Origin of the sequence: Colwellia sp. MB3u-4 (genome assembly GCF_014077065.1) — a bacterium.
Taxonomy (GTDB): domain Bacteria; phylum Pseudomonadota; class Gammaproteobacteria; order Enterobacterales; family Alteromonadaceae; genus Cognaticolwellia.
In genome coordinates, this window is record NZ_JACGVE010000079.1 from 380,376 (window position 1) to 402,646 (window position 22,271).

Sequence of the window (22,271 nt, forward strand, 5' to 3'; positions counted from 1 at the left end):
AGCAAAACTCCATATTATATCGGATTTGTAGCGGGAATTATTATATTGAAACAAGTGGTTCTATATGAACTTTCTGGTCTTTGTAAATGAAACGACTGGGGCCATATTCACGGCGAGTTTTATCGTGAGATTCACCAATGATAACTTTTACACCATGATACACTTTTTCGCTTGCTTCAACACAACCACTGGTCATATATTCTTGCAGCTTCTCTTTATCTGACTCTTTTTCGGCGCTAAACTCAGCCATTTTTTTCGAATGATAACGGTAAGTGGAGATAACTTTCGCCAATATTTCTGGTTTTGCTTTATCTTTGGGGAGTTTTTTTAGTTTAATCACAGTATCTTTCAGCCCTAAAAGGGTATCCGACTCAGCTTTTACAGCTAGATCAATTTCTACAATTTTAGCTAAGCAATCGTGCATTCTATCGGCAAAAGTTATAATGGTCATACTGCCAGCTGTTGCACCTATTATACCTGCATGCACCGATTTTCCTGCACTAATATAGCCAGCAATAAGTTTACCGTTGGCTTTTTCTTCGCGGCCAACCCATACCGTTTTATTAACCTTTACTATGCTATGCATTATTTGATTTTCAATTCGTAATGAGTCACAGGTGATATCGGTGTATTGGCAATATTTGGCAAACACCTTACCACTGGCTTTAATATGAGCACTTAAGTGGATTTTAGAAATATCGACTGATTCAACTTCTTGTTTTTTACCAATAATACCTTTGCCAATAGTTATATCTCCACCAGCATCTAGCGTAGCAGATTCAACGAAACCGCCAATTGAAATGTCACCTGTAGCAACTACTTTCATGCCTTCACCAATGTCACCATCTATAATGACACTACCTTTAAATTTAACATGGCCAGTACCGACATCAACATTTTTAAGATGGTAAACACTGTCAACCTCCATACCGTTTTCAATAATACGAGGTAGGCCAACCAAGGTAGAAACTAAAATGCTGCTGTTTTTTGGGCTTAAAGCGGTTCCTTCACCAACTAATATGTCAATATCTGTACCAGGTGTAGAGTCTAATATATCGCCGGTGACGGTATAGCCTGGAATACCATTAGTCAGTGGGATTTTTTTAGCGAGAGGATCACCTATTTTTACACAGATAATATCACCAAGATCGCGCATATCTACACTACCATCATCACGTTTTTTGGGTTTTAATATTCTATCTTGTGCACTCTCTACTAAGAGTTTTACATAGGCATTTTTACCCTCTATCGGTAATTTTCCGTGCGCTATTTCACACTTTACCATCGAACCGGCGGGCTCTTTAGCTGCCCGTTTGGCAAGTGATATTAATTGTTCTTTACTAAAACCTTTATAAACCTTAGCGGCTTGAGCCGCATCGAGTATTGCTTTTGCGCTCATGTGTTGGCCACCAAGCGCGGTTGTAACTTCTGCTGAAGCTGACATTTTGTCGTCAGCAATTTCAATTAAAAACGTAGCATCGCGCCGCTCAAGTATTTGGTATTTTATTTCACGACCAGTATGATTTTCTTTTAACGGTTTTAAAACACTTTCTAGTTCAGCGATGGCATTTTTAATATTAGCCTCAACAACATATAAATGACTGTATTGAGAGTTATTAATTAGCTCATGTATATCAGCTTCCGTTAGGGGGGTCTTCGTTTTTATCGGAGACAACACTAGGTCGATGTTATTGACTTCGTTACTTACTAAACTTACCTTGCTCACAAGCCTATAACTCCATTATTTTATAAAATTTACTATTCCCTGAATATAATTCTCTTGATGAACTTACCTTGCTCACAAGCCTGTAACTCCATTATTTTATAAAACTTATTATCCCTAAATATAATTCTCTTGATGAACTTTAATAAAATTTTCGGTGTTTATTTTTGAATAATCTAATTTATATTCTTTATTGTCTAATGCCTCGATAAACACTAACGTTTTTTCTTGGCCAAACACGTCAGGTTTACACAAATCAATAAGTTCTTGATGGGCTCTTTTTGCATCTATGCGTTTTTCTGGTAAAACACCTTTATATAAATCAATACCTGTATGGCTTACTATTATCACTGGATGATCACCGTTAACCAAAAGTAGATCAATTTTTCTGTTTTTATGAATAATAGTGTTACGGCCACTGACTCTAAAGTTTTTATCGTTCAAAGTACTCTCCCTATGATAATGAGTGACTTGTCACTTTAACTTGTTGTCAAAGCAAATTTTGCTGCTAATGTTTAAATATATTATTTTATATTAATATCAGCTTGCAATAAGATTAAAATTTAATGGCTCTAAATATATAAAGATTTGAATCACTAAGCAATATAAAACCGCTCGCTTAGCTCAATTTGCCTTATAGATTAACTTATACGGTCCTAGTATGGTTCATCTTAACTATTTATTAACATCCTTCGGATTAAGTCTAAACTGCGAGCAGCAACCACCTGCTGAAAATGTTGTCTAGCGACAGGGATACAATAATATTTCGCCTGTAACGCTTGTTTGTTACCCCAAGCTATCCAGACCGAGCCGACAGGTTTATCTTCTGTAGCGCCATCTGGCCCTGCTATACCGGAAACAGCGATGACATAATCGGCATTCGACTTCGCTAAAGCTCCTTTGGCCATGGCTAACACGGTTGCCTTGCTAACCGCGCCGTGGCTAATTAAAGTTGCCGCCGGCACATCAAGCATTTCACTTTTCATCTTATTGGAGTAGGTGACAAAGCCGGCTTCAAAAACTGCTGAAGCGCCAGCTATAGCGGTTATTTGACTGGCAATTAGTCCGCCAGTACAAGATTCTGCAAGGGTGATTTTTTGTTGTGATTTAATGAGTAAGGGGACAAGGTAATCAGCGATTGTTACATGGTTACTTTTACCTGTTGTGAGTATATGACTACCTAACAAGTTACTCAGCTTATGCTGCCATTGCGCTAATAGCTCTTTACCTTTTGGGCATTGAACGCTTAATTTCACTTCCAGCAATGGCATCGCAGCGCGAAAACCAATCGCTATTTCATTAGGCCAGTCAGGCAACTTGTCATTGATCAGTGCCTGTAATGTTGACTCACCCATACCAAAAGTCTGCAAACGGATGAGATTTTGTTTGTTTGTTATTGGAAATAATTGCTGCAAACTAGGAATAATTTCATCTTTTAGCATGTGGCTTAATTCACTTGGCACCCCAGGGGTACAAATAATCAGACACTGGCCTAATTGAATACGAATACCGACAGCGCTGCCAGTGGCATTATCAACAATTTCACTGCCTAAGGGTAAGTAAGCTTGTTTTAAATTAGGTTGATTGAGTTGAGTGTTTCTGCGCTTGGCCCATTTTTTTAAATGTGTATGTGCTTGTGGATCAAGGTGTAAGTCAACACAGCAAGCTTGTGCTAGTGCTTGTGATGTAAGATCATCAATCGTTGGGCCAAGGCCACCATTAATGAGCAATACATCTGCTGTTTGACTAAGTTGAACTATTTCTGCACATAAAAGTGCTAGATCATCAGCAATGGTTACTTTTTTATTGATAGTTAAGCCAATGTCATTGAGCTGTTGTGCAAACATTACTGAGTTTGTATCAATAACATCGCCGTTCATCAATTCGTTACCGGTTAACAGTATATTCACCTGAGTAGTCATATAGCGCCAAAATTCAATTGTAATATGAGTTTCATGTTAGCGAAAAAGTGGCTTGATTGCGCTGTAAATTTAGCTGATTGTTTTATTGTTTTTCACCTGATTGCCGTATTGTCATTATAGATAATAAATATAATGCAAAATGAGCGATTAATAGCAAAAAACAAAAGTAGAGGGGTTATTAAGTGTGTTTTTTTACCTTGTGGCTCTTTCATCTGTCACTATCACTCTGACTAACATAGAGGCTAAAGCCTGTATTATATGATAATCTTGATGATAGCAATGCTTAAGTGAAAATAGTCAAGCCGTACTAAAATAAAGCAGAAATACACTATTGTTGAAATACGAGCAAAAATTGTTGAAATACGAACAAAATTTTTGAAACACTAGCCAATTTTTAGTCCAATACCCAAGCCTTTAGCTTGAAGTGGTTTGGCTACATCACTATGAATTAATAAGACTTTTTATAAAATGACCAAGAAAATACAGTCGTACCATCGCACACTTTTGTTTGGTAAATGGTATCGCAGCGAACGAGATGACGAAGGTTACATGTTTACCGAGTTTGCAGAAATTTCAGCTGATGGCCGCTATGAATTTACTTTTATGCAGCATGACGACCATGGCACGGTTTCAGAACAATCGGTAGAATCAGGTGATTGGGGTTTAGTAGGCGATATTCACTTTACCATTAGTAAGAGTGAATTTGTCAATGATGAACATTATGCGGCGGATTTAGAGCATGATGATAATTATCATGCTTATCGCGTACTGACATTAAATAGCCAAATTTTTGAATATCAACACATCTTAAGTAATGAAGTGTTTATCCTACGCCGAGTTATTGATAATATTGCCTTAAGTTAAACTTATTTAAACTAATACAAGGGCAAAAGTATCGTCTTCTTGTTATCAGTTTCCATTTATCATTTTTATGAGAGTTCGGATGAAGCAATTTAAAGCAGCCAGTTTAATGACGGCAATCAAAACACCATTTAATGTCAAAGGCGAGATAGATTTTAATACTTATGATCAATTGGTCGCTAAACAAATTAAAGCCGGTGTTGATGGCATTGTTGTTGGCGGTACTACAGGTGAAGGACACTTGCTTACTTGGGAAGAACATTTAATCCTTATTGCTCATAGTGTTCACAAACATGGTAAAGATTTACTTATTATCGGTAATACCGGTAGTAACAACACTCGAGAAGCTATTAAAGCGACACAATATGGTTTTGCTGCCGGTATGGATGCAACACTGCAAATTAATCCCTATTATGGTCGCAGCTCATCTGAAGGTGTCATAGCGCATTTTGAAAAATTGCTTGATATTGGCCCCACTTTTATTTACAACGTGCCAAGCCGCACAGGTCAGGATTTAACGCCCGAGTTAATTGAGCCATTATCAACACATAAAAACTTTATCGGTGTTAAAGAATGTACCGGTAATGAGCGCATTGCCTATTATGAAGAGCGAGGCATTGCGTGCTGGTCTGGTAATGATGATGAAAGTGCCGCTGGGCGCCATCAGTATGGCTCTCATGGTGTTATTTCGGTAACTTCTAATATTGTTCCTAACTTAATGAGACAATTAATCGATGCGCCAAACGACAGTTTACAGCAAAGTATGGAACCGTTAATGCAATGGCTTTTTTGTGAACCGAACCCCATTGGTATTAATACCGCACTCATGATGACAGGTGCTGTAGCGCCTATTTTCAGAATGCCTTATAAAGCATTAACTAAAGTTCAGCGTGAACAAGGTCTAGCCCTACTTGCCAATATTGCTAAAGATGAACTTGTAGGTGATAAACTGATGTTAATGGCAGATGATGATTTTCAATATTGTTGTTAAAAAACCTATAACCTAACACCTAAAGCGTTAAGTTTATAAGCTAACCAGGTCTTAAAAATGAAAAAAACAGTGAGCTTATGCTCGCTGTTTTTGTTTCTAAGGCTATAACTAGTCTAAAAGTAAATTAAAAATAAGTTACAAGTCAGCTAAATTTACTTGAACTTGCTGCTAATCGAGCAATTTTGCTAATTGCGGGTGAAGTGCTATGGGCAGAGAAAAGTGCTGCTCAGTTTTGTTTGTTGGACAGATAAATTTCAGCTGTACGGCGCAAAGTTGTAAATCTACTGGCTCATCAGCGTCGTTAAGTTGATTTAGCTCTGCTGCCTTGCCATGCAGACGGTCGCCAACCACGGGCAAGCCGATGCTAGCAGCATGAATGCGTATTTGATGCTTACGGCCAGACTCAATATTAACTTGCAGTAAAGATAAATTGCTTGCTTGGTGATGTTCAAGGCAAAGAAAATGACTGCGAGCGCTTTTATCATCAATAGCCAAGTCAATAGTGTCAGGTTGTGGACGCTGCTGGTGATCGCCATGAACAATAATATGATAGGTTTTTTCTACTTGGTTTTGCTCAAACATCATGCTTAATGCCCGTGCGGCACTTTTACTGTGAGCAACTAAAATTAAGCCAGTGGCGGCACGGTCAAGACGATGAACGGGGAAAACTGGCCGTTCAGGAAGCAAGTTTTTTTGTGCCCAGCGCGTTACTGTGCAATGGTCACTCCACTTTGAGCCCTGAGACAACATGCCGTAAGGTTTATACCAAACACTGTAATCACTTAAGTCGGCGATTAATATTGCCGGTGTTGGGGTTTGAGATAAAACATCCACGTCATAATAAAAATGCAGTTTATCGTCGATATGTAATTTTTTTTTCAGGCGACGGCAGCGTTGTGTCGTTTTACCGCGGCTATGCCATAATGCGCCTTTATCAATCGCTTTTTTTATTTCACCGACGGTTAAGTCACATTGAATTTGCAGCGCTTCAACGATATTTATCGCGCGATCAATATTGATATGGCATTCAAATTTTTTCAAAATAAATCTACTCAATTAATAATTAATGCTTAGTTTAACAAATTTCTTCCGATAATTGGCATGGCTAAAAGCAACTTATTATGGCTGCAAGGGAATATTGACGATAAATATGTTTAATTAAGTGTAATTGCCCTTGGTCTTTAACTTCAGAGAAAGATAAAATACCCGCAACAGTAAAACTAATATGAGCACAAGCTATGCAACGTAACGAAAAATTATTTCCACTCGATAATGTCGGTAATGCACTATGGGAGATGTTAAATAGTGGTGATGATTTAACTATTGAACGCGAGTTTGAATTTTCCACCATTTTCTCAAGCCAAGACCAAGCCTTAAAATTTGGTCAGTTACTGTTAGAAAACAATCAGAAATTATCTTTTTGTCCTTATGAAGGCGATGACAATCTTCCTTGGGAAATTACCGCTTATCCTTTTATGTCAGCGAGTTATGAAAATATAGCCGCTTATCAAGAGCTACTAATGACCAGCGCAACGCCCTTTTCTGGTCAGTATGACGGCTGGTATTGTGTTGATGCGAGCAAAACCTAAAGGTTGAGAATTTTTTATGGATGAACAACAGTTTGATCGTCTAAAAAGTGTCAGCGCTAAATCATTTAATGATCAAAAAGCCTTGATAAAAAAAGTGCTAGCGGGACGAGACATGGCATGTAAGCAATGTGGAACATTTATCAGAGTCACTTTGCCTGAAGATAAAAAAACCACAGGTTTATTCTGTGCTAAAGGTTGCACCAATATCGCTTTAGATTTTGTCATATAACGAGTTAAGTGATTTTTCTTAGCTCGTAGGTTTGACCTGACTTAGCTGGTTATGTTTTATTTGCTATAAAAATGTTGCGATATCTGCAAGCGCTTTTTTTGTTGTTGCGTGATCTGGAATGGTCGCGTCTTCACTTGGATAACCAACAATAAGCAGCATATAAGGCCGGCTATTATCATCACGACCACAAATTTTACTTAAAAATGACATGGGTTTTGGGGTATGGGTTAAGGTGACTAGACCGCTTGAGTGTAAGGCATTAATTAAAAAACCAGTGGCGATACCCACCGACTCATGCACATAATAATTGGTGTTTTTATCTGCTGTAGCAACCCCGCCTTTTTTCTCACTGAAAACCGCAATTAACCAAGGCGCATGTTCTAGGTAAGGCTTTTTAGCATCGGTGCCTAAAGGCTTTAACGCGTCTAACCATTCTTCACTTGCTCGGCCCTGATAGAAATTACTTTCGTGGATCTCAGCTTGCTGGCGTATTTGTTTTTTAACGTCAATATTGTTGATTGCAACAAAATGCCATGGCTGATGATTAGCACCACTTGGCGCTGTTCCTGCTGCTTTTATACAGTTTTCAATGATCTGTTTTTCCACCAAGCGATCACTAAAACTGCGAACACTGTGGCGACGTTTAATATTTTCATAAAATTCAGCCGAGCGCTGTAACATTTCTTCAGGGGGGTATTCAATATAATCGCTTAAAGGCGATGAGTTATGGGCCTTCATAAACTAACTTCTCTAATCAATATTTTTTATAGCTTATCGATAAAACTCATCAAAAGGCAAGTTTATGTCAGCAAAATATATTTTAAAGGAGCGAGGAGTCGCTGGATATATCAGGGGGAGGGCAGTGATTTAAAAATCGTGGTGTTTTTGATGAGATAACTTAATCAAATAGCTATTGAGCCCAGTATAGCGACGCGTAACTTCAGCGTTATACACGCCAATGAAAAGGAATAGGGTCATAATTAAGCTGATGGTGGGTAAACTCACCGTTTGAATATAGGCAGACAACAGTGTGGTGATAACCGCACCCACAACGCAATAGCTTAAGGTTATACGCAACCAGATGTATGTTGCCATTAGTGCTTTCTCTAGATAGAGCGGCTTTATCGATGTGACTTTTTTCAATGGCTGATTTTCTTATATACCAAGTTAATTATTCACTCATAAGTATAATTAACTAAATAGGAATATATAAGTTAATTTATATTCAAAAATAATATATGAAAGAAGTGAAGTTTATAATCTCATAGCTTTTTTTCAGTGCGAGGTTTAAATTTTTTATTTCAATAGCTTATGAGGTTTTATTTTTTAATGCTCGCAAGCGTAGTGAAATCAATAAAAAACCACTTGTGTTTGACAGCATAATTATCAACGCAGAAATTTAAATGGACTAAAATTATTCATTAACTCCTTAGGGATAAATAAGGTTTTAAAATGAAAAGCTTTAAGAATATTTTAGTGATTACTGAAGATATTGGCCAAAATCAAACATTACTGCACAAAGCGCTGACGCTTGCGCACCGTGCCAAGGCAAGTTTAACGATTATGGCCAATAATCAAGATAATGAAATAGCGCCGCATCTTGAGCTGATTTATCAACAAAAAATAGCAGATTTAGCCATGCTAAATGGCTATCAAGCATCAAGACTTAACATGGATATCAATATAAAATATTGTGCAGCGCCATTTTCTCACCAAGCTATACTAGCTGAAATTACTGAACATGCTTATGATTTACTGATTAAAGACATTCATTCAGCACATTTTCAGTGGGGTTTGTCTTGGTCTGATAATTATTATTTATTGCGCGAAGGTGAGACAAATCTCTTGCTCGTGGGTGAAACACAATGGCCAAACAGAGGCAAGATTCTAGCGGCGCTAGAAACAGAAGAGTTAACTGAAAAACACCAACAACTAAACCATTTTATGATAGATGAAAGTCAGTACTTGGCTACACTATTAAATAGTGAAGTGCATTTGCTCAACTGCTATCAAGAACAGCCAAGCATTTCATTGGCTGACCAGCTATTTGCCGGAGGGTTTGAAGAGCCATTACAACAGCATTGGCGTCACTTACAAGACTCAGCATTGCGCTATGGTTTACAACCAGAGCAGATACACGTTGAACCGGGATTACCCGAGTACGTTATTCCACATCAAGCTAAAAAACATCATGCGAATATTGTTACCCTTGGGGCTGGTGAGCATCATGGTTTAATCGATTTACTTAAAGGCCACTCTTGCGAGTATGTTGTTGATGGCTTAGCTTGTGATGCCCTCATTTTAAAAGCTAATAGGTGTAATGCACAATAGTACCTCTTAGGAGGCATAAAAAAGTTAGGAGGCATAAAAAAAAGCGCCATCAAGGCGCTTTTTTAATGCTGATATTTTTTATACTGAGATTGACGACTTAAGCAATGAACCTCGACCTAAGCAATAAACCTACGCGCGTTGCGGAACATACGTACCCAAGGCGAATCTTCTTGCCATTCGTCAGGGTGCCATGAGTTAGCTACGGTGCGAAACACGCGTTCAGGGTGCGGCATCATAATCGTTACACGACCATCAGTGGTGGTTAATGCCGTAATACCGTCTGGCGAACCGTTAGGGTTTGCCGGATAAGTTTCAGTGATCTGACCATAGTTATCGACATAACGCATAGCCACTGTGCCAGATGTATTTGCGCTATCAATAGCATCATCAGAACTAAATTCTGCTCGACCTTCACCGTGTGATACAGCGATAGGCATGCGAGAGCCAGCCATACCATCAAAGAAGATAGATGGCGTTGGTTGTATTTCAACTAAACTAAAGCGCGCTTCAAAGCGCTCTGATTGGTTTTGTACAAAACGAGGCCATGCGGCTGCACCCGGAATAATTTCTTTCAGGTTTGACAACATTTGACAGCCGTTACACACACCTAATGAGAAAGTATTTTCACGTTCAAAGAATGTTTTGAACATGGCTTTGGCATCTTTGTTGAACAAGATTGATTTTGCCCAACCTTCACCAGCGCCTAATACATCACCGTAAGAGAAACCACCACAAGCCACTAAACCATTAAAGTCAGCTAAATCAGTACGGCCAGATAAAATGTCTGACATATGCACATCAATAGCAATAAAACCTGCACGATCAAAGGCCGCTGCCATTTCTACATGGGAGTTAACGCCTTGCTCACGTAAAATGGCAATACGCGGATTGGTACCCTGTTGTGCATCTTTTGCAATTAAATGTGCAACAATATCTTCATTGATATCAAAGCTTAAGTCAGCGCTTAGGCCTGGGTCTTCGGTATCAAATTTAACAAAGTGTTCTTGCTGTGCACATTCTGGGTTATCACGCAGTGACTGCATTTTATAGGTGGTTTGTGCCCACGTAGTACGGTAATAGGTACGAGAGTTTTCTAACACCACTTCGCCATCACGGCTAAAGCGGAGTGTATCTTCGTTATTGATACGACCAATATCAGTACAACAATCGGCAATACCGTACTCAGCAAAAACAGCCTGAATAGCATCAACATCGCTAGCAAGAATTTGAATGACTGCGCCAAGCTCTTCATTAAATAATACATCAACGTCGTTGCCTGATATTGATGTTAACTGAGATAAGTCGATATCAACACCGGTGTGGCCAGCAAAAGCCATTTCAACCACTGTGGTGAATAAGCCGCCATCAGAAATATCATGGTAAGCGATTAGTTTCTCATCACGTACTAAGGTTTGCATGGCATTGAAGAAAGCTTTTAAGGTTTCAGGACTATCAACATCAGGCGTTTCATTGCCTAACTGTTTATAAACCTGAGCTAAACATGAACCCCCTAAGCGTTGTTTACCTTTTGATAAATCAATGGCAATAAGTTGCGTCTCGCCTAAATCTATACGTAGTTCCGGCGTTACCGTTTTACGAATATCTTCAACAACACCAAAAGCGGTGATAATTAATGACATTGGCGAAGTAACAGATTTTTGCTCACCGTTTTCATCCCATTGGGTTTTCATCGACATTGAGTCTTTACCCACGGGGATAGTTAAGCCAAGCGCTGGACAAAGCTCTTCACCAATGGCTTTAACTGCTTCATATAAACCCGCATCTTCACCCGGATGGCCTGCTGGCGACATCCAGTTAGCTGAAAGCTTAATGCGATTTAAATCGCCGATATCAGTACCGGCAATATTAGTTAACGACTCAGCAACCGCTAAACGCGCTGAAGCGCCAAAGTTTAATAACGCTACTGGGGTACGCTCACCTAATGACATAGCTTCGCCGTGGTAAGAGTCAAGTGCTGAAGCGGTAACACCACAATCAGCCACAGGTACTTGCCATGGGCCAACCATTTGGTCGCGATTAACCATGCCAGTTACTGAGCGATCGCCTATGGTAATGAGGAAAGTTTTTTCCGCAACCGTGGGGAGCGATAAAATACGTTCTGCCGCATCAACTAAAGTGATGTCAGCAACAGAGAAATTATCGCCAGCGGCCTTTGCTGTTTCCACGTCCTTGAATATTTTAGGGGTTTTGCCTAATAACACTTCAAGCGGTAAATCAATCGGTGTATCGAGTTTATCATTACCGGCAAAGTGGGCATCAGTCACAGTTAAATGTAGCTCTTCGGTCGCACGACCAACGACAGAAAATGGCGCACGTTCACGATGGCATATTTGTTCAAAAGTCGCTAAATTTTTGTCTGATACGGCAATAACATAACGTTCTTGAGATTCGTTACACCAGATTTCATGTGGCGCCATGCTACGTTCATCATTAGGGACGTTACGCAGTTCAAAAACACCGCCACGACCGCCATCAGCGACTAACTCAGGGAAAGCATTAGATAAACCACCCGCGCCCACATCATGAATAAAAGCAATAGGATTTTCCTCTCCTAGCTGCCAACACTTATCAATAACTTCTTGGCAACGACGTTCCATCTCAGGATTCTCACGTTGAACAGAAGCAAAATCTAAACTTTCAGCGGATTGACCTGATGCCATTGAAGAAGCGGCACCGCCACCTAAACCAATGTTCATTGCAGGGCCACCAAGGGCAATTAAGTTAGCACCGACAATAATTTCGCGTTTTTGTACGTGTTCATCACGAATATTACCTAAGCCACCGGCCAGCATGATAGGTTTGTGGTAACCACGCACTTCACTGCCATTGAATGAATTAACTTGTTCTTCATAGGTACGAAAGTAGCCTAAAATAGCGGGACGACCAAATTCGTTGTTAAATGCCGCGCCACCTAATGGGCCTTCAGTCATGATATCTAAGGCTGAAACGATACGATTAGGTTTGCCAAAGTCGGTTTCCCAAGGTTGTTCAAAACCAGGTATACGTAAGTTTGAAACTGAAAACCCCACTAAACCTGCTTTGGGTTTTGAGCCGATACCGGTTGCGCCTTCGTCACGAATTTCACCCCCTGAGCCAGTTGCTGCACCTGGATAAGGAGAAATAGCGGTAGGGTGGTTATGCGTTTCAACCTTCATTAATATTTGAATGTCTTCATGGTGATAACCATAAATATTAGTGTCTGGATTTGGAAAGAAACGACCACCTTTATTGCCGACCATAACCGCAGCGTTATCTTTGTAGGCACTTAAGACAAAATCAGGATTGAGTTCATGCGTGTTGCGGATCATCTTAAACAATGATTTCGGTTGTTTTATACCGTCAATAGTCCAATCGGCGTTAAATATTTTATGACGACAATGTTCTGAATTCGCTTGGGCAAACATGTACAGTTCTATATCGTGGGGATTACGGCCAAGTTTAGTAAAGTTTTCGAATAAATAATTAACTTCGTCATCGGCTAAGGCAAGGCCGAGTTCACTATTGGCTCGAACTAAAGCGTTTTTACCGCCGTGTTCAATATCAATGCTGGTAAGTTCACCTGGCTCTGCACTAGCAAAAAGTGCGGTAGCGTCATTGAGATCAGTGAAAATGGCTTCCATCATGCGATCATGAATTAAATTATTCAATGTCGATTGTTGCTCTGTCGTCAATGGCACTGAATTTTCGGTACTGACATAATAAGCTAAACCACGTTCAAGGCGAATAACCTTAGTTAAACCACAGTTGTTGGCAATGTCGGTAGATTTTGATGACCAAGGAGAAATAGTGCCAGGTCGTGGGGTTACTAAGATAAATTGCCCGACAGGCTCATGTTCTTCAATGGTCGGACCGTACTTAAGCAGTTGCTGTAAAACCTGAGACTCTTCAACGTTTAGTGCTGCTGAAATATGAGCAAAGTGGCTAAATTCAGCATAGATATCCGTGATGGGCAGTTGCAGCTCAGTACACTGATTTAATAGCTTGTTTACTCTAAAATCAGAAAGTGCTGGCGCACCGCGAAAGGTTTTCATCAACATCGACATAGACTATTTCACCGGGTTATATTAATTAAGGAAATTAAGCATAAAAAACGCGCGTATTATAGATGAAACAGGGCGATTAGAGAAATGATTTGTCTCATTTCAAACTAATTTTATGAGGGTAAAACTGGTTAAGCAGTAAAAAAATAGCTTTTTAAATAACTCAATTCACGTGACAATGGCTACTATGATAAAAAAACAAATAAAATTATTTGCTCATAAAGTGAATGTACATAAGCTGTTAACCTTGTTGTTACTGCCCTGTATCTTTATTTTGTCTGCTTGTGAAACACAAAAAACCTCGGCAAATTTGCAGCGTATTATTGATCGCGGCTATGTAACCGTAGGCACACTTTATGGTAACACTAGTTACTATCTTGATGCCGAAGGGCCGGCAGGTTTTGAATACGAACTTGCGCAAGAATATGCTGAATATTTAGGTGTCGAATTAAAAATGATGCCGAGTTACAACTTAAAAGAGTTATTTCAGCAACTCGATAATGGCAGCGTCGATTTACTGGCTGCTGGGCTAGCGGTAACAGATGAACGTCTGAAAAATTATCACTTTTCGCCAAGTTATGATGAAGTCAGCCAAAAGTTGGTTTTCAAGCAAGGTAATATTCGCCCACGTACATTGGCTGATTTAACCGGCACGTTAGAAGTGCTAGAGCAGTCTAGTCACGTGGAAAGTTTAGGGCAATTAAAATTATCTAACCCTGAATTGTCATGGTCGACCACTAACGAGTTAGATAGCGAAGAACTTTTGTTGCGTGTACTTATGGATGAAATTGACTATACCGTTGCAGACAGTAATGCTTTGGCCATTAGTCGCCGATATTATCCAGAGATCAGTATAGGATTTACTATTAATGAAGCAGAGTCTTTAGCTTGGATGATCAATAAAAATAGCGATGATTCCATTTTTGCTAGTTTAATTGAGTTTTTTGGTCAAGTGCATCATAACGGTGTTTTATTAGCCTTGAATGATAAACATTATGGTCACATTGAAGAGTTCAATTATGTCGATACCCGTATGTATATCAAAGCGATTGAAAAAAAACTGCCTAAATACCAGCCGCTATTTGAAAAATATGGTCAAGGAGTTGACTGGCGCTTATTGGCGGCAATAAGTTACCAAGAGTCGCATTGGGAGCCTCATGCTCGTTCTTATACCGGTGTGCGTGGCATGATGATGTTGACCTTGCCGACAGCAAAACAAATGGGTATAAAAAGTCGCTTAGATGCAGAGCAAAGTATTCGTGGTGGTGCTAAATATATTAAACAACTTATTCAACGTATGCCTGCACGAGTGCCAGAGCCGGATCGACTTTGGTTTGCGTTAGCGTCTTATAATGTTGGCTTAGGGCATTTAAACGATGCGCGTAAAATCACCCGACAACAAGGTGGAGATCATGACCGCTGGGTCGACGTAAAAGAACGTTTACCGCTCCTAAAGCAAAAGAAGTTTTATAAAAAAACCCGTTATGGTTATGCTCGCGGTGATGAACCTGTTCATTACGTAGAGAATATTCGTCGTTACTATGATACGTTAACTTGGATAGACAATCAGACTAAGCAACAGCCGGCGAAAAGTGAGTTAACGGTGAATGCGGCTGAAGAATAATGGTTAAGGCATACTAGAATATTATCTGTTATGTCACTAAGTTGTCACAAAAGTGGGTAATACTAAGTCTAGTAACCAGTAACCAGTAACCAATAACCAAGGGATTAAATAAAGGATTAAAAATTCAACAAGGATAAATAGTTAAATTCAGATGTTTTTGTTCCAGACTAAACATAAGTACCTACAGCTATGTCACAACACGGCTGTACGGTATTAGCAAAGCCTTGTAGCTTGAGGTAAGTCAGTAGAACAAGGCAAAACAAGTGTTGAGCAATAGTGAGTTTCACAATTGCGCACAGTGAAGAAATTTATTATTTAGACAATTTGAAGGTGATCCATTTGCTAATCTGTTTGGTATAACACTAGTATTAGCAGTCTATATATTATTAGTTATACTCATGCCAAAGAGGTAAATATGAGAATTAAAAAAAGTTTATTAAGCAACCAAAGAAAAAGAACATTAAATCGTAATAAAACAAGATTAGTTAATCGCCGTCATACCCAATTTGCCTTGGATCTGTGTAGTAACGACCGCCCGTGGTTAAATAGTGAAAGCGAGCTGGATTTAAATTAATTTGCTAGCCTTTTAATCGTGCTTGTAGCGGTTCCAGTCGCTTTTTCAGTCATTTCGCTCCCACATTAATTGCACCAACTTCCATTGTAGTCGTCATAAAGTCACGCCATCGTTTTAAATAATCAACTATGTATTGCCAATACAATCGGCTTTTTCATTAATTAATCAAAGTGCATATTTCAGCTGTGCAACAAAGAGCGTCTAAGTAGGTGTAAAAAAAGCCCATCTAAGTTAAGCTAAACTTAACTTAAGAAAATCAATGTTTAATGAGGTCTTTTACTTATGGATGGACACGGCACTTTTTCAGTTGTACTCGAGGGGAATTTGTTAAGCATTATTTTATTAGGTACGTTTAATGATATTGCAACACTTTCTGCTTGTCAGCAAATAGAAGCTAAAGTTGAAAGCTTGAATGGTCAAGCCTTTGGTATATTGCTTAATTGCATTGGCTATGAAGGTAGTACGCCTGATGCGCATAAAATATCCAACCAGTATTTACTATGGTTAAATAAAAGTAATTATATTGCCCTAGCCACTATTTATAGCCAGAATATTTATGCTGATATTGTAAAAAATGAGCAAGCGGCATTATCTGAACTCAAAAGCCGTCGAGAGTTTACTGACGTGCAAGAAGCAAAACTTTGGCTTATAAGCCAGTTGTAGTGTGCAAGATTTCTAGCACAATATTCCCAATGTCATATTTTTACAAATGGGATTGTGTTTCCTCGTTATAATCATTTGGTTATGTTAATTGGTGTTATTCAAATGGTGTTTATTCTGGGATTCTTAGCGCTTTTTTTGCCGCTTGTTTTTCAGCTTTTTTTGCTGCTCGTCGACGTTTAAAAAAAGTCGACAGCATAGTACTGCATTCATCGGCTAAAAGACCGGCTGTGACCGCCACTTGATGATTATGTTTTTCATGCTTTACTAATGAAAAAGCACTGCCAGCAGCCCCAGTTTTTAAATCGTGACTGGCAAATACTAATCGCTTAATACGACTGTGTACCAATAAACCAGCACACATTGGGCAAGGCTCAAGGGTAACGTATAGCGTGCAATCTAGTAGACGATAATTTTGTAATTTTTTACCCGCATCACGAATGGCCATCATTTCTGCATGTGCTGAAGGGTCATTATTCATAATCGATTGATTAAAACCTTCGCCAACAATTTCCCCTGCGCAAACAACCACAGCGCCAACTGGAATTTCATCATGACTGTCGGCAATTTTGGCTAGTTCAATAGCGCGGCGCATAAACTTACGATCGTCATCAGAAAAAGCGTCATCAGAAAAACTGTCATCATTTACTTTACTAACGACTTGATCTTTGTGTTTATCTGCTAAGGTATTTTTTATCATAAGCTATAAAAACATTTCTAATAAATCATTAAGGTAGCGGTGGCCAAGTGTGCTGACTGACCAATGTGTGCCATTAAATTCCATTAGGTTTTTATCTTGGGCTTTTAATAATATCGGTAAAACACTGTTAATGCTTAAGCCAGTATACGCTTGATACTCATCGAGTGAGAAACCTGAAAACAAACGTAAACGATTCATCATGTATTCAAAGGGCAATTCTTTATTGCTTACGGTATGCAGTTTATCCAGTGCTTTTCTACTAATATCTAAATAACCTTTTGGATGTTTTACTTTTACCGTACGATAAATAGTTTGTTTTTCAACATCAGTAATTTTGCCGTGTGCGCCACAACCAATGCCAAGATAGTCGCCAAACTTCCAGTAATTAAGGTTATGCTGACATTGAAATTCAGGCTTGCTGTAAGCTGAAATTTCATATTGCTGATAACCGGCTTGGTTTAATAACGCAATGCCTTGGTCTTGGATATTCCAAAGTACTTCATCTTGCGGTAATTTCGGTGGCCGCGAATGAAAGGCAGTATTAGGTTCAATGGTTAATTGATACCAAGAAATATGGCTTGGATTTAAGCTAATAGCCGTTTTTAAATCATCAAGTGCATGGGCTACCGTTTGTTCTGGTAAGCCGTGCATTAAGTCAAGATTAAAACTTTTCACCCCACACTCGTGCGCTAACTTTGCCGCTACTTTAGCTTGCTCGCTGTCATGAATACGCCCTAGCTTAATTAATTTATCTGAAGCAAAACTTTGTACACCCACCGATAATCTTGAAACACCGCCATTAAAAAAACCGATGAACTTATCTGCTTCAACCGTGCCTGGGTTGGCTTCTAAGGTGATTTCGATATCAACTTTATGCTCAAAACGTTGCAGAACTTGTGTTAGTAGTTGCTCAATAGCGGGTGCAGAAAACAAACTGGGTGTTCCGCCGCCAATAAAAATGGAATGTAAGGGCCTGTTGTTGAGCTTGAAACGGGTAATATCACTGTCTAAATCAAGCAACAGCTGCGAAATATAGTCTTGCTCAGGAATAGCATGCTTTAATGCGTGCGAATTAAAGTCGCAATAGGGACATTTTTCTACACACCAAGGTATGTGGATATAAAGTGAAAGTGGCGGTGCAATTAACATCTAAGCAAGTTCTTCTAAAAGCAGTGGCACCAATTTCTGTAGTGCTTGGCCACGATGGCTGAGCTGGTTTTTTAGCTCTCTTGGTAATTGTGCCGATGTCATTTGATGTTCAGCTTGCCAAAATACGGGATCATAGCCAAATCCTTGCTGACCTATTTTTTCTCTGCAAATACTACCTTGCCATAAGCCATGACAAATAAGCGGCGTTGGATCGTTTTCATGGCGCATATAAACCAGCACACAATGAAAACGCGCACTGCGTTGCTCATCAGCAATGTTTTCTAGGGCGCTTAGCAGCTTAGTGGTATTGTCATCATCATTGGCATTTTCGCCGGCATAACGTGCTGAATAAACACCAGGTGCGCCGTTCAAGGCGTCAACTTCTAGACCTGAATCATCAGCAATAGCAGGTAAACCGGTGATTTTTGCTGCGTGACGAGCTTTAATAATCGCGTTTTCGACAAAGGTTGTGCCGGTTTCTGCAACATCACTTACATTGAATTCGCTTTGTGGCTTAATTTCAATGTTGTGCGTTGCTAGCAAACTGGCAAGTTCGTTAACTTTACCTTTGTTACCTGTGGCTAATACGATAGTGGTCATGGAAAATACCTTTTATATTTCTAGCTAAAAGCCTAGCTAATGTCTGATTAGCGGCCTAGCTTAAACAAGCCGTGAACAACCTATGATAGTGATAAGTAAACGACTAGATAAATTAATTAAAACAATGGCGCGCATAATACCTTAATCTGCATCAAAGAGGGAGCGTCAAAGACACAATTACCCAGAACGGAACACAAAGAAGGCGATAATGTAATGAGATTGCTATCAGGGCCAAAACGCTAGTTTATGTTAACAGCAGGCAATAAAAAACGGCAAATTAATTGCCGTTTTTTTGGGGTCAGTATTATTAGTAGCTTAGCTAGTGAACATAAAGCTAGGCAAAATAAAACTAATCAACATAAAATTTTTGAGAAAACTTTAAGTTATGTTGCTTGCCTTTATCTGTGATATTAATATCAAAATAGATGGTTTCTTTATTGGTATAACTCACTTGTGCGAGATAATAAACCGCATCACCTTCTTTTACTTCGGTAAATTCTAATGATTTAATTTGCCCAACATCGTTTCGAGCTTTACCGTTAATAAAGACTGTTTTTGACGGATTACCCGCTTGGGTATTATCCAGCACTGAGATATTGACTAAACCTTTATAGCGGCTACGTTCAATACCGTATGCTTTAGCAATTTCAGGGGTTAAAAATGCCGAACCTAAGGCAATGTAATGTACATTAAGACCATCCATTTTTTTCATGTTTTCAGCGCTACTGGTGGTAATAACAGACAGTGCTAATAAAGTAATTAATACAAATTTGTTGATGATACTTTTCATGTTGATGACCTTATTATTTAAGTCGTTGATGTTTAGTATATATGACAATCTCAAATTAGATAACCGCTTACAACATCCCCCAATACGGTATCCAACCTCTAAAGAGAATATTAAGTACGTTCAATAATAAAAAGGCGATCAGCACAGATAAATCAAGTCCACCAATGCTGGGGATAATGCGTCTAATCGGTTCTAAAACCGGTGTAGTCAGTTGATGAAAAATCATTTGCGTTGGATTGTAACCTTGAACTACCCAGCTCATTAACGCCATAACCAACATAATGATAAACAGTAAAATTCCGGTTTGTTTAATAAGATAAATTAAGCCCAAATACAAAGCAGAAACGATATCAATAGGGCCACTATTGATTAATGGAATAATGATAAAAGTTAACGTGGCGAAAACATAAGCTAAAACAATGGTGGCTAAATCAACACCAGCAATACTGGGGATGATACGGCGCAATGGAATAACTAATGGGTTACTCACTTTAACAATAAATTGACTAAAAGGATTATAAAAATCAGCGCGCACTAATTGTAACCACACTCGCAATACTAAAATCATGAGTACAGTGTCAAAGGCAAATTTAAGCAAGTAATTAATTGCTTCCATCTAAAACTCCAAAATTATGATAAGGGATTTGATAATCATGTAATAGTTACTCAAGTTACTCAAGTAACTCAAGTAACTCAAGTGACTATTGGAGATGTAAAAGACTAAAATATCAGCATGTTACTAATTTTTTATACAGTTAAAATCTCAAACATCATGATAATAATACTATTAACCATTTTTCGCCATTTCTTTAGCACGATCTACAGCACAATTCATGGCATTTGATACCAGTGACTCTAATCCACCTTCAATCAAAGAACTCAGAGCCGCTTGGGTTGTGCCACCTTTAGAGGTGACGTTTTCACGTAATTTGCTGATCGGTAACTGATTTTCTATCACCATCTTAGCTGCGCCTAAGGCGGTTTGCTGAACAAGATCTCGACTATCTTGTTCGCTAAATCCATAAGCTATTGCCTGTTTTTGCATAGCTTCCATAAATAAGAAGAAGTAGGCAGGGGCAGAGCCTGACACGGCAATGATATGATCAATCTGTTGTTCTGATTCTAACCATTTAACAATACCGACTGATTCCATAAGCGATGTGGTGAATGCTCTTTCTTCGTCATTAGCGTGATCATTGGCATATATTCCAGACACGCCAAAACCTAGTTGTGAAGGTGTATTTGGCATGGTTCTGATCACAGTGCATGGTTTATTTAGCGCCTGCTCTATTTGCTTTATGGTGCATCCTGCCGCAACAGAGATAAAACATTTACCGGTAATATCCACATGCTCACTTAAGTGTTGGCAAACATCGCTAATAAGGTAAGGCTTAACGCCAAGCACGATAACGTCAGCAAATGTTGTTGCTTCAATATTATCTGGTGTTTGCTTAATACCATGTGTTGCTTGCAATGCTAAGCGTTTTTCGGGCGATGGATTCGACACCATGATATTTTCAGGGTTGAAACCGCCATTGATAAGGCCAGAAATAATAGCGCCGTTCATGTTGCCTGCGCCGATAAAAGCTATTTTTTTCATAATTTTCCTTCAAGAATTACTGATTCGATATTTAGTCGTCGCTCAAATACCGGAATATATTGTAGTAAACCGTCACTATTGTTAGCGGCAGATACCTTTTATATTAACATTATTATATTATTTTTTTTGCACTGATTTACTTAGCTTCTAGCGCCAAATATTGCTGAGCCAATACGCACTAACGTAGAGCCTGCATTAATCGCAAGTTGTAGGTCAGCAGACATGCCCATTGATAACGTATCCATGGTGGGATATTGCTGTTTAAGTTCGATGAACAGATTCTGCATCTTAACAAAACTTGCCTGAGCCGCATTTTTTTCTGGAATGGCCATCAAACCACGCAAGCATAAATTGTCACAAGTTTCGATAACCCCCAGCAGTTCAGGAAGCGCTTCGGGTAATACGCCAGCTTTACTTAATTCGCCACTAATATTCACTTGTAAACAAATGTTTAGCGGAGTATCTTGACCAGACCTATGCTCGTTAAGACGTTTAGCCACTTTAATTCTGTCTATGCTATGTACCCACGAAAAATGGCTAGCGATTAACTTGGTTTTATTGGTTTGAATTGGACCAATAAAATGCCAAGTTATATCTGGCTTATTTTGCAAAGCGATAATTTTTTCCACCGCTTCTTGTACATAGTTCTCGCCAAAATTTCGTTGTCCTGCGTGGTAAGCTTGTTCGAGCATTTCAATAGGTTTAGTTTTACTTACCGCCAGCAAAGTGACTTCATCAGGGTTGCGGTGAGCAAGTTGACAAGCAGAAGCAATTTGCAGTTCAACCGCAGCAATATTATCTTTAATAGCAATCATATTGTTTATTTCAGTTCTCAATGACTTATTAAGTTGTTAGTTCAATTATAAA

At 39.0% G+C, this 22,271-nt stretch carries 22 protein-coding genes; 8 read left to right on the top strand and 14 right to left on the bottom strand.

From position 1 onward, the window contains the following. Positions 1-40 precede the first annotated feature (40 nt). From H4J61_RS11150 to H4J61_RS11160, 3 genes are all read right to left on the bottom strand, one after another. Positions 41-1,726 (bottom strand): DUF342 domain-containing protein, encoded by a 1,686-nt coding sequence (locus H4J61_RS11150; protein WP_182185078.1) that lies wholly within the window; start codon positions 1,724-1,726, stop codon positions 41-43. Between the two features lie 114 nt (positions 1,727-1,840). Continuing rightward, a complete protein-coding gene (locus H4J61_RS11155) occupies positions 1,841-2,167 on the bottom strand; it encodes a hypothetical protein (protein ID WP_182138048.1) in 327 nt (108 codons plus the stop codon). 227 nt (positions 2,168-2,394) lie between these two features. Next, positions 2,395-3,645 carry a CinA family nicotinamide mononucleotide deamidase-related protein gene (locus H4J61_RS11160; RefSeq protein WP_182185079.1) on the bottom strand — a complete coding sequence of 417 codons (1,251 nt, stop codon included), beginning with the start codon at positions 3,643-3,645 and terminating at the stop codon, positions 2,395-2,397. Between the two features lie 468 nt (positions 3,646-4,113). Here H4J61_RS11160 and H4J61_RS11165 point away from each other — a divergent pair, with 468 nt between their 5' ends. Both H4J61_RS11165 and dapA read left to right on the top strand, forming a co-directional pair. Beyond that, positions 4,114-4,509, top strand: coding sequence for a hypothetical protein (locus H4J61_RS11165; protein ID WP_146879118.1), 396 nt, complete (start codon positions 4,114-4,116; stop codon positions 4,507-4,509). 79 nt (positions 4,510-4,588) lie between these two features. Then, a complete protein-coding gene (gene dapA / locus H4J61_RS11170) occupies positions 4,589-5,497 on the top strand; it encodes a 4-hydroxy-tetrahydrodipicolinate synthase (RefSeq protein WP_404842450.1) in 909 nt (302 codons plus the stop codon). Positions 5,498-5,665: 168 nt separating this feature from the next. On the opposite strand, the gene H4J61_RS11175 is transcribed toward dapA, so the two are convergent. Continuing rightward, on the bottom strand, positions 5,666-6,538 hold the full coding sequence (locus H4J61_RS11175) for an RluA family pseudouridine synthase (RefSeq protein WP_182185080.1): 873 nt from the start codon (positions 6,536-6,538) through the stop codon (positions 5,666-5,668). A gap of 197 nt (positions 6,539-6,735) precedes the next feature. On the opposite strand from H4J61_RS11175, the gene H4J61_RS11180 reads away from it, so the two are divergent. Both H4J61_RS11180 and H4J61_RS11185 read left to right on the top strand, forming a co-directional pair. Beyond that, positions 6,736-7,086, top strand: a complete 351-nt coding sequence (locus H4J61_RS11180) for a ribonuclease E inhibitor RraB (protein ID WP_182138052.1) — start codon at positions 6,736-6,738, stop codon at positions 7,084-7,086. Positions 7,087-7,102: 16 nt separating this feature from the next. Beyond that, positions 7,103-7,315, top strand: coding sequence for a hypothetical protein (locus tag H4J61_RS11185; protein ID WP_182138053.1), 213 nt, complete (start codon positions 7,103-7,105; stop codon positions 7,313-7,315). A 63-nt stretch (positions 7,316-7,378) separates the two neighbouring features. Here the strand turns inward: H4J61_RS11185 and H4J61_RS11190 are convergent, their stop codons facing one another. Then, positions 7,379-8,053: a nitroreductase family protein gene (locus H4J61_RS11190; protein WP_182185081.1), complete on the bottom strand. Its 675-nt coding sequence runs from the start codon at positions 8,051-8,053 to the stop codon at positions 7,379-7,381. A gap of 129 nt (positions 8,054-8,182) precedes the next feature. Beyond that, the gene (locus H4J61_RS11195; RefSeq protein ID WP_182185082.1) at positions 8,183-8,410 is read right to left on the bottom strand and encodes a hypothetical protein; all 228 of its coding nucleotides are present in this window, start codon (positions 8,408-8,410) and stop codon (positions 8,183-8,185) included. Between the two features lie 357 nt (positions 8,411-8,767). Between H4J61_RS11195 and H4J61_RS11200 the strand changes: the two genes are divergently transcribed. Further along, positions 8,768-9,646, top strand: a complete 879-nt coding sequence (locus H4J61_RS11200; protein WP_182185083.1) for a universal stress protein — start codon at positions 8,768-8,770, stop codon at positions 9,644-9,646. A gap of 116 nt (positions 9,647-9,762) precedes the next feature. Here H4J61_RS11200 and purL read toward each other — a convergent pair whose 3' ends face one another. After that, entirely contained in the window at positions 9,763-13,698 is a 3,936-nt protein-coding gene (purL, locus tag H4J61_RS11205; RefSeq protein ID WP_182185084.1) for a phosphoribosylformylglycinamidine synthase, read from the bottom strand. A 196-nt stretch (positions 13,699-13,894) separates the two neighbouring features. Here purL and mltF point away from each other — a divergent pair, with 196 nt between their 5' ends. The 3 genes from mltF (at position 13,895) to H4J61_RS11220 (ending at position 16,568) form a co-directional block, all read left to right on the top strand. After that, positions 13,895-15,331 (top strand): membrane-bound lytic murein transglycosylase MltF, encoded by a 1,437-nt coding sequence (gene mltF / locus H4J61_RS11210; RefSeq protein WP_182185085.1) that lies wholly within the window; start codon positions 13,895-13,897, stop codon positions 15,329-15,331. Between the two features lie 415 nt (positions 15,332-15,746). Beyond that, positions 15,747-15,905 carry a hypothetical protein gene (locus H4J61_RS11215; RefSeq protein ID WP_182138059.1) on the top strand — a complete coding sequence of 53 codons (159 nt, stop codon included), beginning with the start codon at positions 15,747-15,749 and terminating at the stop codon, positions 15,903-15,905. 282 nt (positions 15,906-16,187) lie between these two features. Then, positions 16,188-16,568, top strand: coding sequence for a hypothetical protein (locus H4J61_RS11220; RefSeq protein WP_182185086.1), 381 nt, complete (start codon positions 16,188-16,190; stop codon positions 16,566-16,568). A 109-nt stretch (positions 16,569-16,677) separates the two neighbouring features. Here the strand turns inward: H4J61_RS11220 and tadA are convergent, their stop codons facing one another. The 7 genes from tadA to H4J61_RS11255 form a co-directional block, all read right to left on the bottom strand. Next, positions 16,678-17,265, bottom strand: a complete 588-nt coding sequence (gene tadA, locus H4J61_RS11225) for a tRNA adenosine(34) deaminase TadA (protein ID WP_182185087.1) — start codon at positions 17,263-17,265, stop codon at positions 16,678-16,680. 3 nt (positions 17,266-17,268) lie between these two features. Beyond that, on the bottom strand, positions 17,269-18,414 hold the full coding sequence (gene hemW / locus H4J61_RS11230) for a radical SAM family heme chaperone HemW (RefSeq protein ID WP_182185088.1): 1,146 nt from the start codon (positions 18,412-18,414) through the stop codon (positions 17,269-17,271). Continuing rightward, a complete protein-coding gene (locus H4J61_RS11235) occupies positions 18,415-19,014 on the bottom strand; it encodes an XTP/dITP diphosphatase (protein ID WP_182185089.1) in 600 nt (199 codons plus the stop codon). It abuts the gene before it with no gap. A gap of 349 nt (positions 19,015-19,363) precedes the next feature. Beyond that, positions 19,364-19,804 (bottom strand): DUF4426 domain-containing protein, encoded by a 441-nt coding sequence (locus H4J61_RS11240; protein ID WP_182138064.1) that lies wholly within the window; start codon positions 19,802-19,804, stop codon positions 19,364-19,366. A gap of 67 nt (positions 19,805-19,871) precedes the next feature. After that, positions 19,872-20,420 carry a YggT family protein gene (locus tag H4J61_RS11245; protein ID WP_182138065.1) on the bottom strand — a complete coding sequence of 183 codons (549 nt, stop codon included), beginning with the start codon at positions 20,418-20,420 and terminating at the stop codon, positions 19,872-19,874. A gap of 171 nt (positions 20,421-20,591) precedes the next feature. Continuing rightward, positions 20,592-21,404 (bottom strand): pyrroline-5-carboxylate reductase, encoded by an 813-nt coding sequence (gene proC, locus H4J61_RS11250; protein ID WP_182138066.1) that lies wholly within the window; start codon positions 21,402-21,404, stop codon positions 20,592-20,594. Between the two features lie 140 nt (positions 21,405-21,544). Then, entirely contained in the window at positions 21,545-22,219 is a 675-nt protein-coding gene (locus tag H4J61_RS11255; RefSeq protein WP_182185090.1) for a YggS family pyridoxal phosphate-dependent enzyme, read from the bottom strand. Positions 22,220-22,271 lie beyond the last annotated feature (52 nt).

Excerpts from the sequence above, each read along its gene's own strand:
- H4J61_RS11160 (WP_182185079.1), bottom strand. The coding sequence starts at position 3,645 with ATGACTACTCAGGTGAATATACTGTTAACCGGTAACGAATTGATGAAC.
- H4J61_RS11165 (WP_146879118.1), top strand. The coding sequence starts at position 4,114 with ATGACCAAGAAAATACAGTCGTACCATCGCACACTTTTGTTTGGTAAA.
- dapA (WP_404842450.1), top strand. The coding sequence starts at position 4,589 with ATGAAGCAATTTAAAGCAGCCAGTTTAATGACGGCAATCAAAACACCA.
- H4J61_RS11180 (WP_182138052.1), top strand. The coding sequence starts at position 6,736 with ATGCAACGTAACGAAAAATTATTTCCACTCGATAATGTCGGTAATGCA.
- H4J61_RS11185 (WP_182138053.1), top strand. The coding sequence starts at position 7,103 with ATGGATGAACAACAGTTTGATCGTCTAAAAAGTGTCAGCGCTAAATCA.
- H4J61_RS11190 (WP_182185081.1), bottom strand. The coding sequence starts at position 8,053 with ATGAAGGCCCATAACTCATCGCCTTTAAGCGATTATATTGAATACCCC.
- H4J61_RS11195 (WP_182185082.1), bottom strand. The coding sequence starts at position 8,410 with ATGGCAACATACATCTGGTTGCGTATAACCTTAAGCTATTGCGTTGTG.
- H4J61_RS11200 (WP_182185083.1), top strand. The coding sequence starts at position 8,768 with ATGAAAAGCTTTAAGAATATTTTAGTGATTACTGAAGATATTGGCCAA.
- purL (WP_182185084.1), bottom strand. The coding sequence starts at position 13,698 with ATGAAAACCTTTCGCGGTGCGCCAGCACTTTCTGATTTTAGAGTAAAC.
- mltF (WP_182185085.1), top strand. The coding sequence starts at position 13,895 with ATGATAAAAAAACAAATAAAATTATTTGCTCATAAAGTGAATGTACAT.
- H4J61_RS11215 (WP_182138059.1), top strand. The coding sequence starts at position 15,747 with ATGAGAATTAAAAAAAGTTTATTAAGCAACCAAAGAAAAAGAACATTA.
- H4J61_RS11220 (WP_182185086.1), top strand. The coding sequence starts at position 16,188 with ATGGATGGACACGGCACTTTTTCAGTTGTACTCGAGGGGAATTTGTTA.
- tadA (WP_182185087.1), bottom strand. The coding sequence starts at position 17,265 with ATGATAAAAAATACCTTAGCAGATAAACACAAAGATCAAGTCGTTAGT.
- hemW (WP_182185088.1), bottom strand. The coding sequence starts at position 18,414 with ATGTTAATTGCACCGCCACTTTCACTTTATATCCACATACCTTGGTGT.
- H4J61_RS11235 (WP_182185089.1), bottom strand. The coding sequence starts at position 19,014 with ATGACCACTATCGTATTAGCCACAGGTAACAAAGGTAAAGTTAACGAA.
- H4J61_RS11240 (WP_182138064.1), bottom strand. The coding sequence starts at position 19,804 with ATGAAAAGTATCATCAACAAATTTGTATTAATTACTTTATTAGCACTG.
- H4J61_RS11245 (WP_182138065.1), bottom strand. The coding sequence starts at position 20,420 with ATGGAAGCAATTAATTACTTGCTTAAATTTGCCTTTGACACTGTACTC.
- proC (WP_182138066.1), bottom strand. The coding sequence starts at position 21,404 with ATGAAAAAAATAGCTTTTATCGGCGCAGGCAACATGAACGGCGCTATT.
- H4J61_RS11255 (WP_182185090.1), bottom strand. The coding sequence starts at position 22,219 with ATGATTGCTATTAAAGATAATATTGCTGCGGTTGAACTGCAAATTGCT.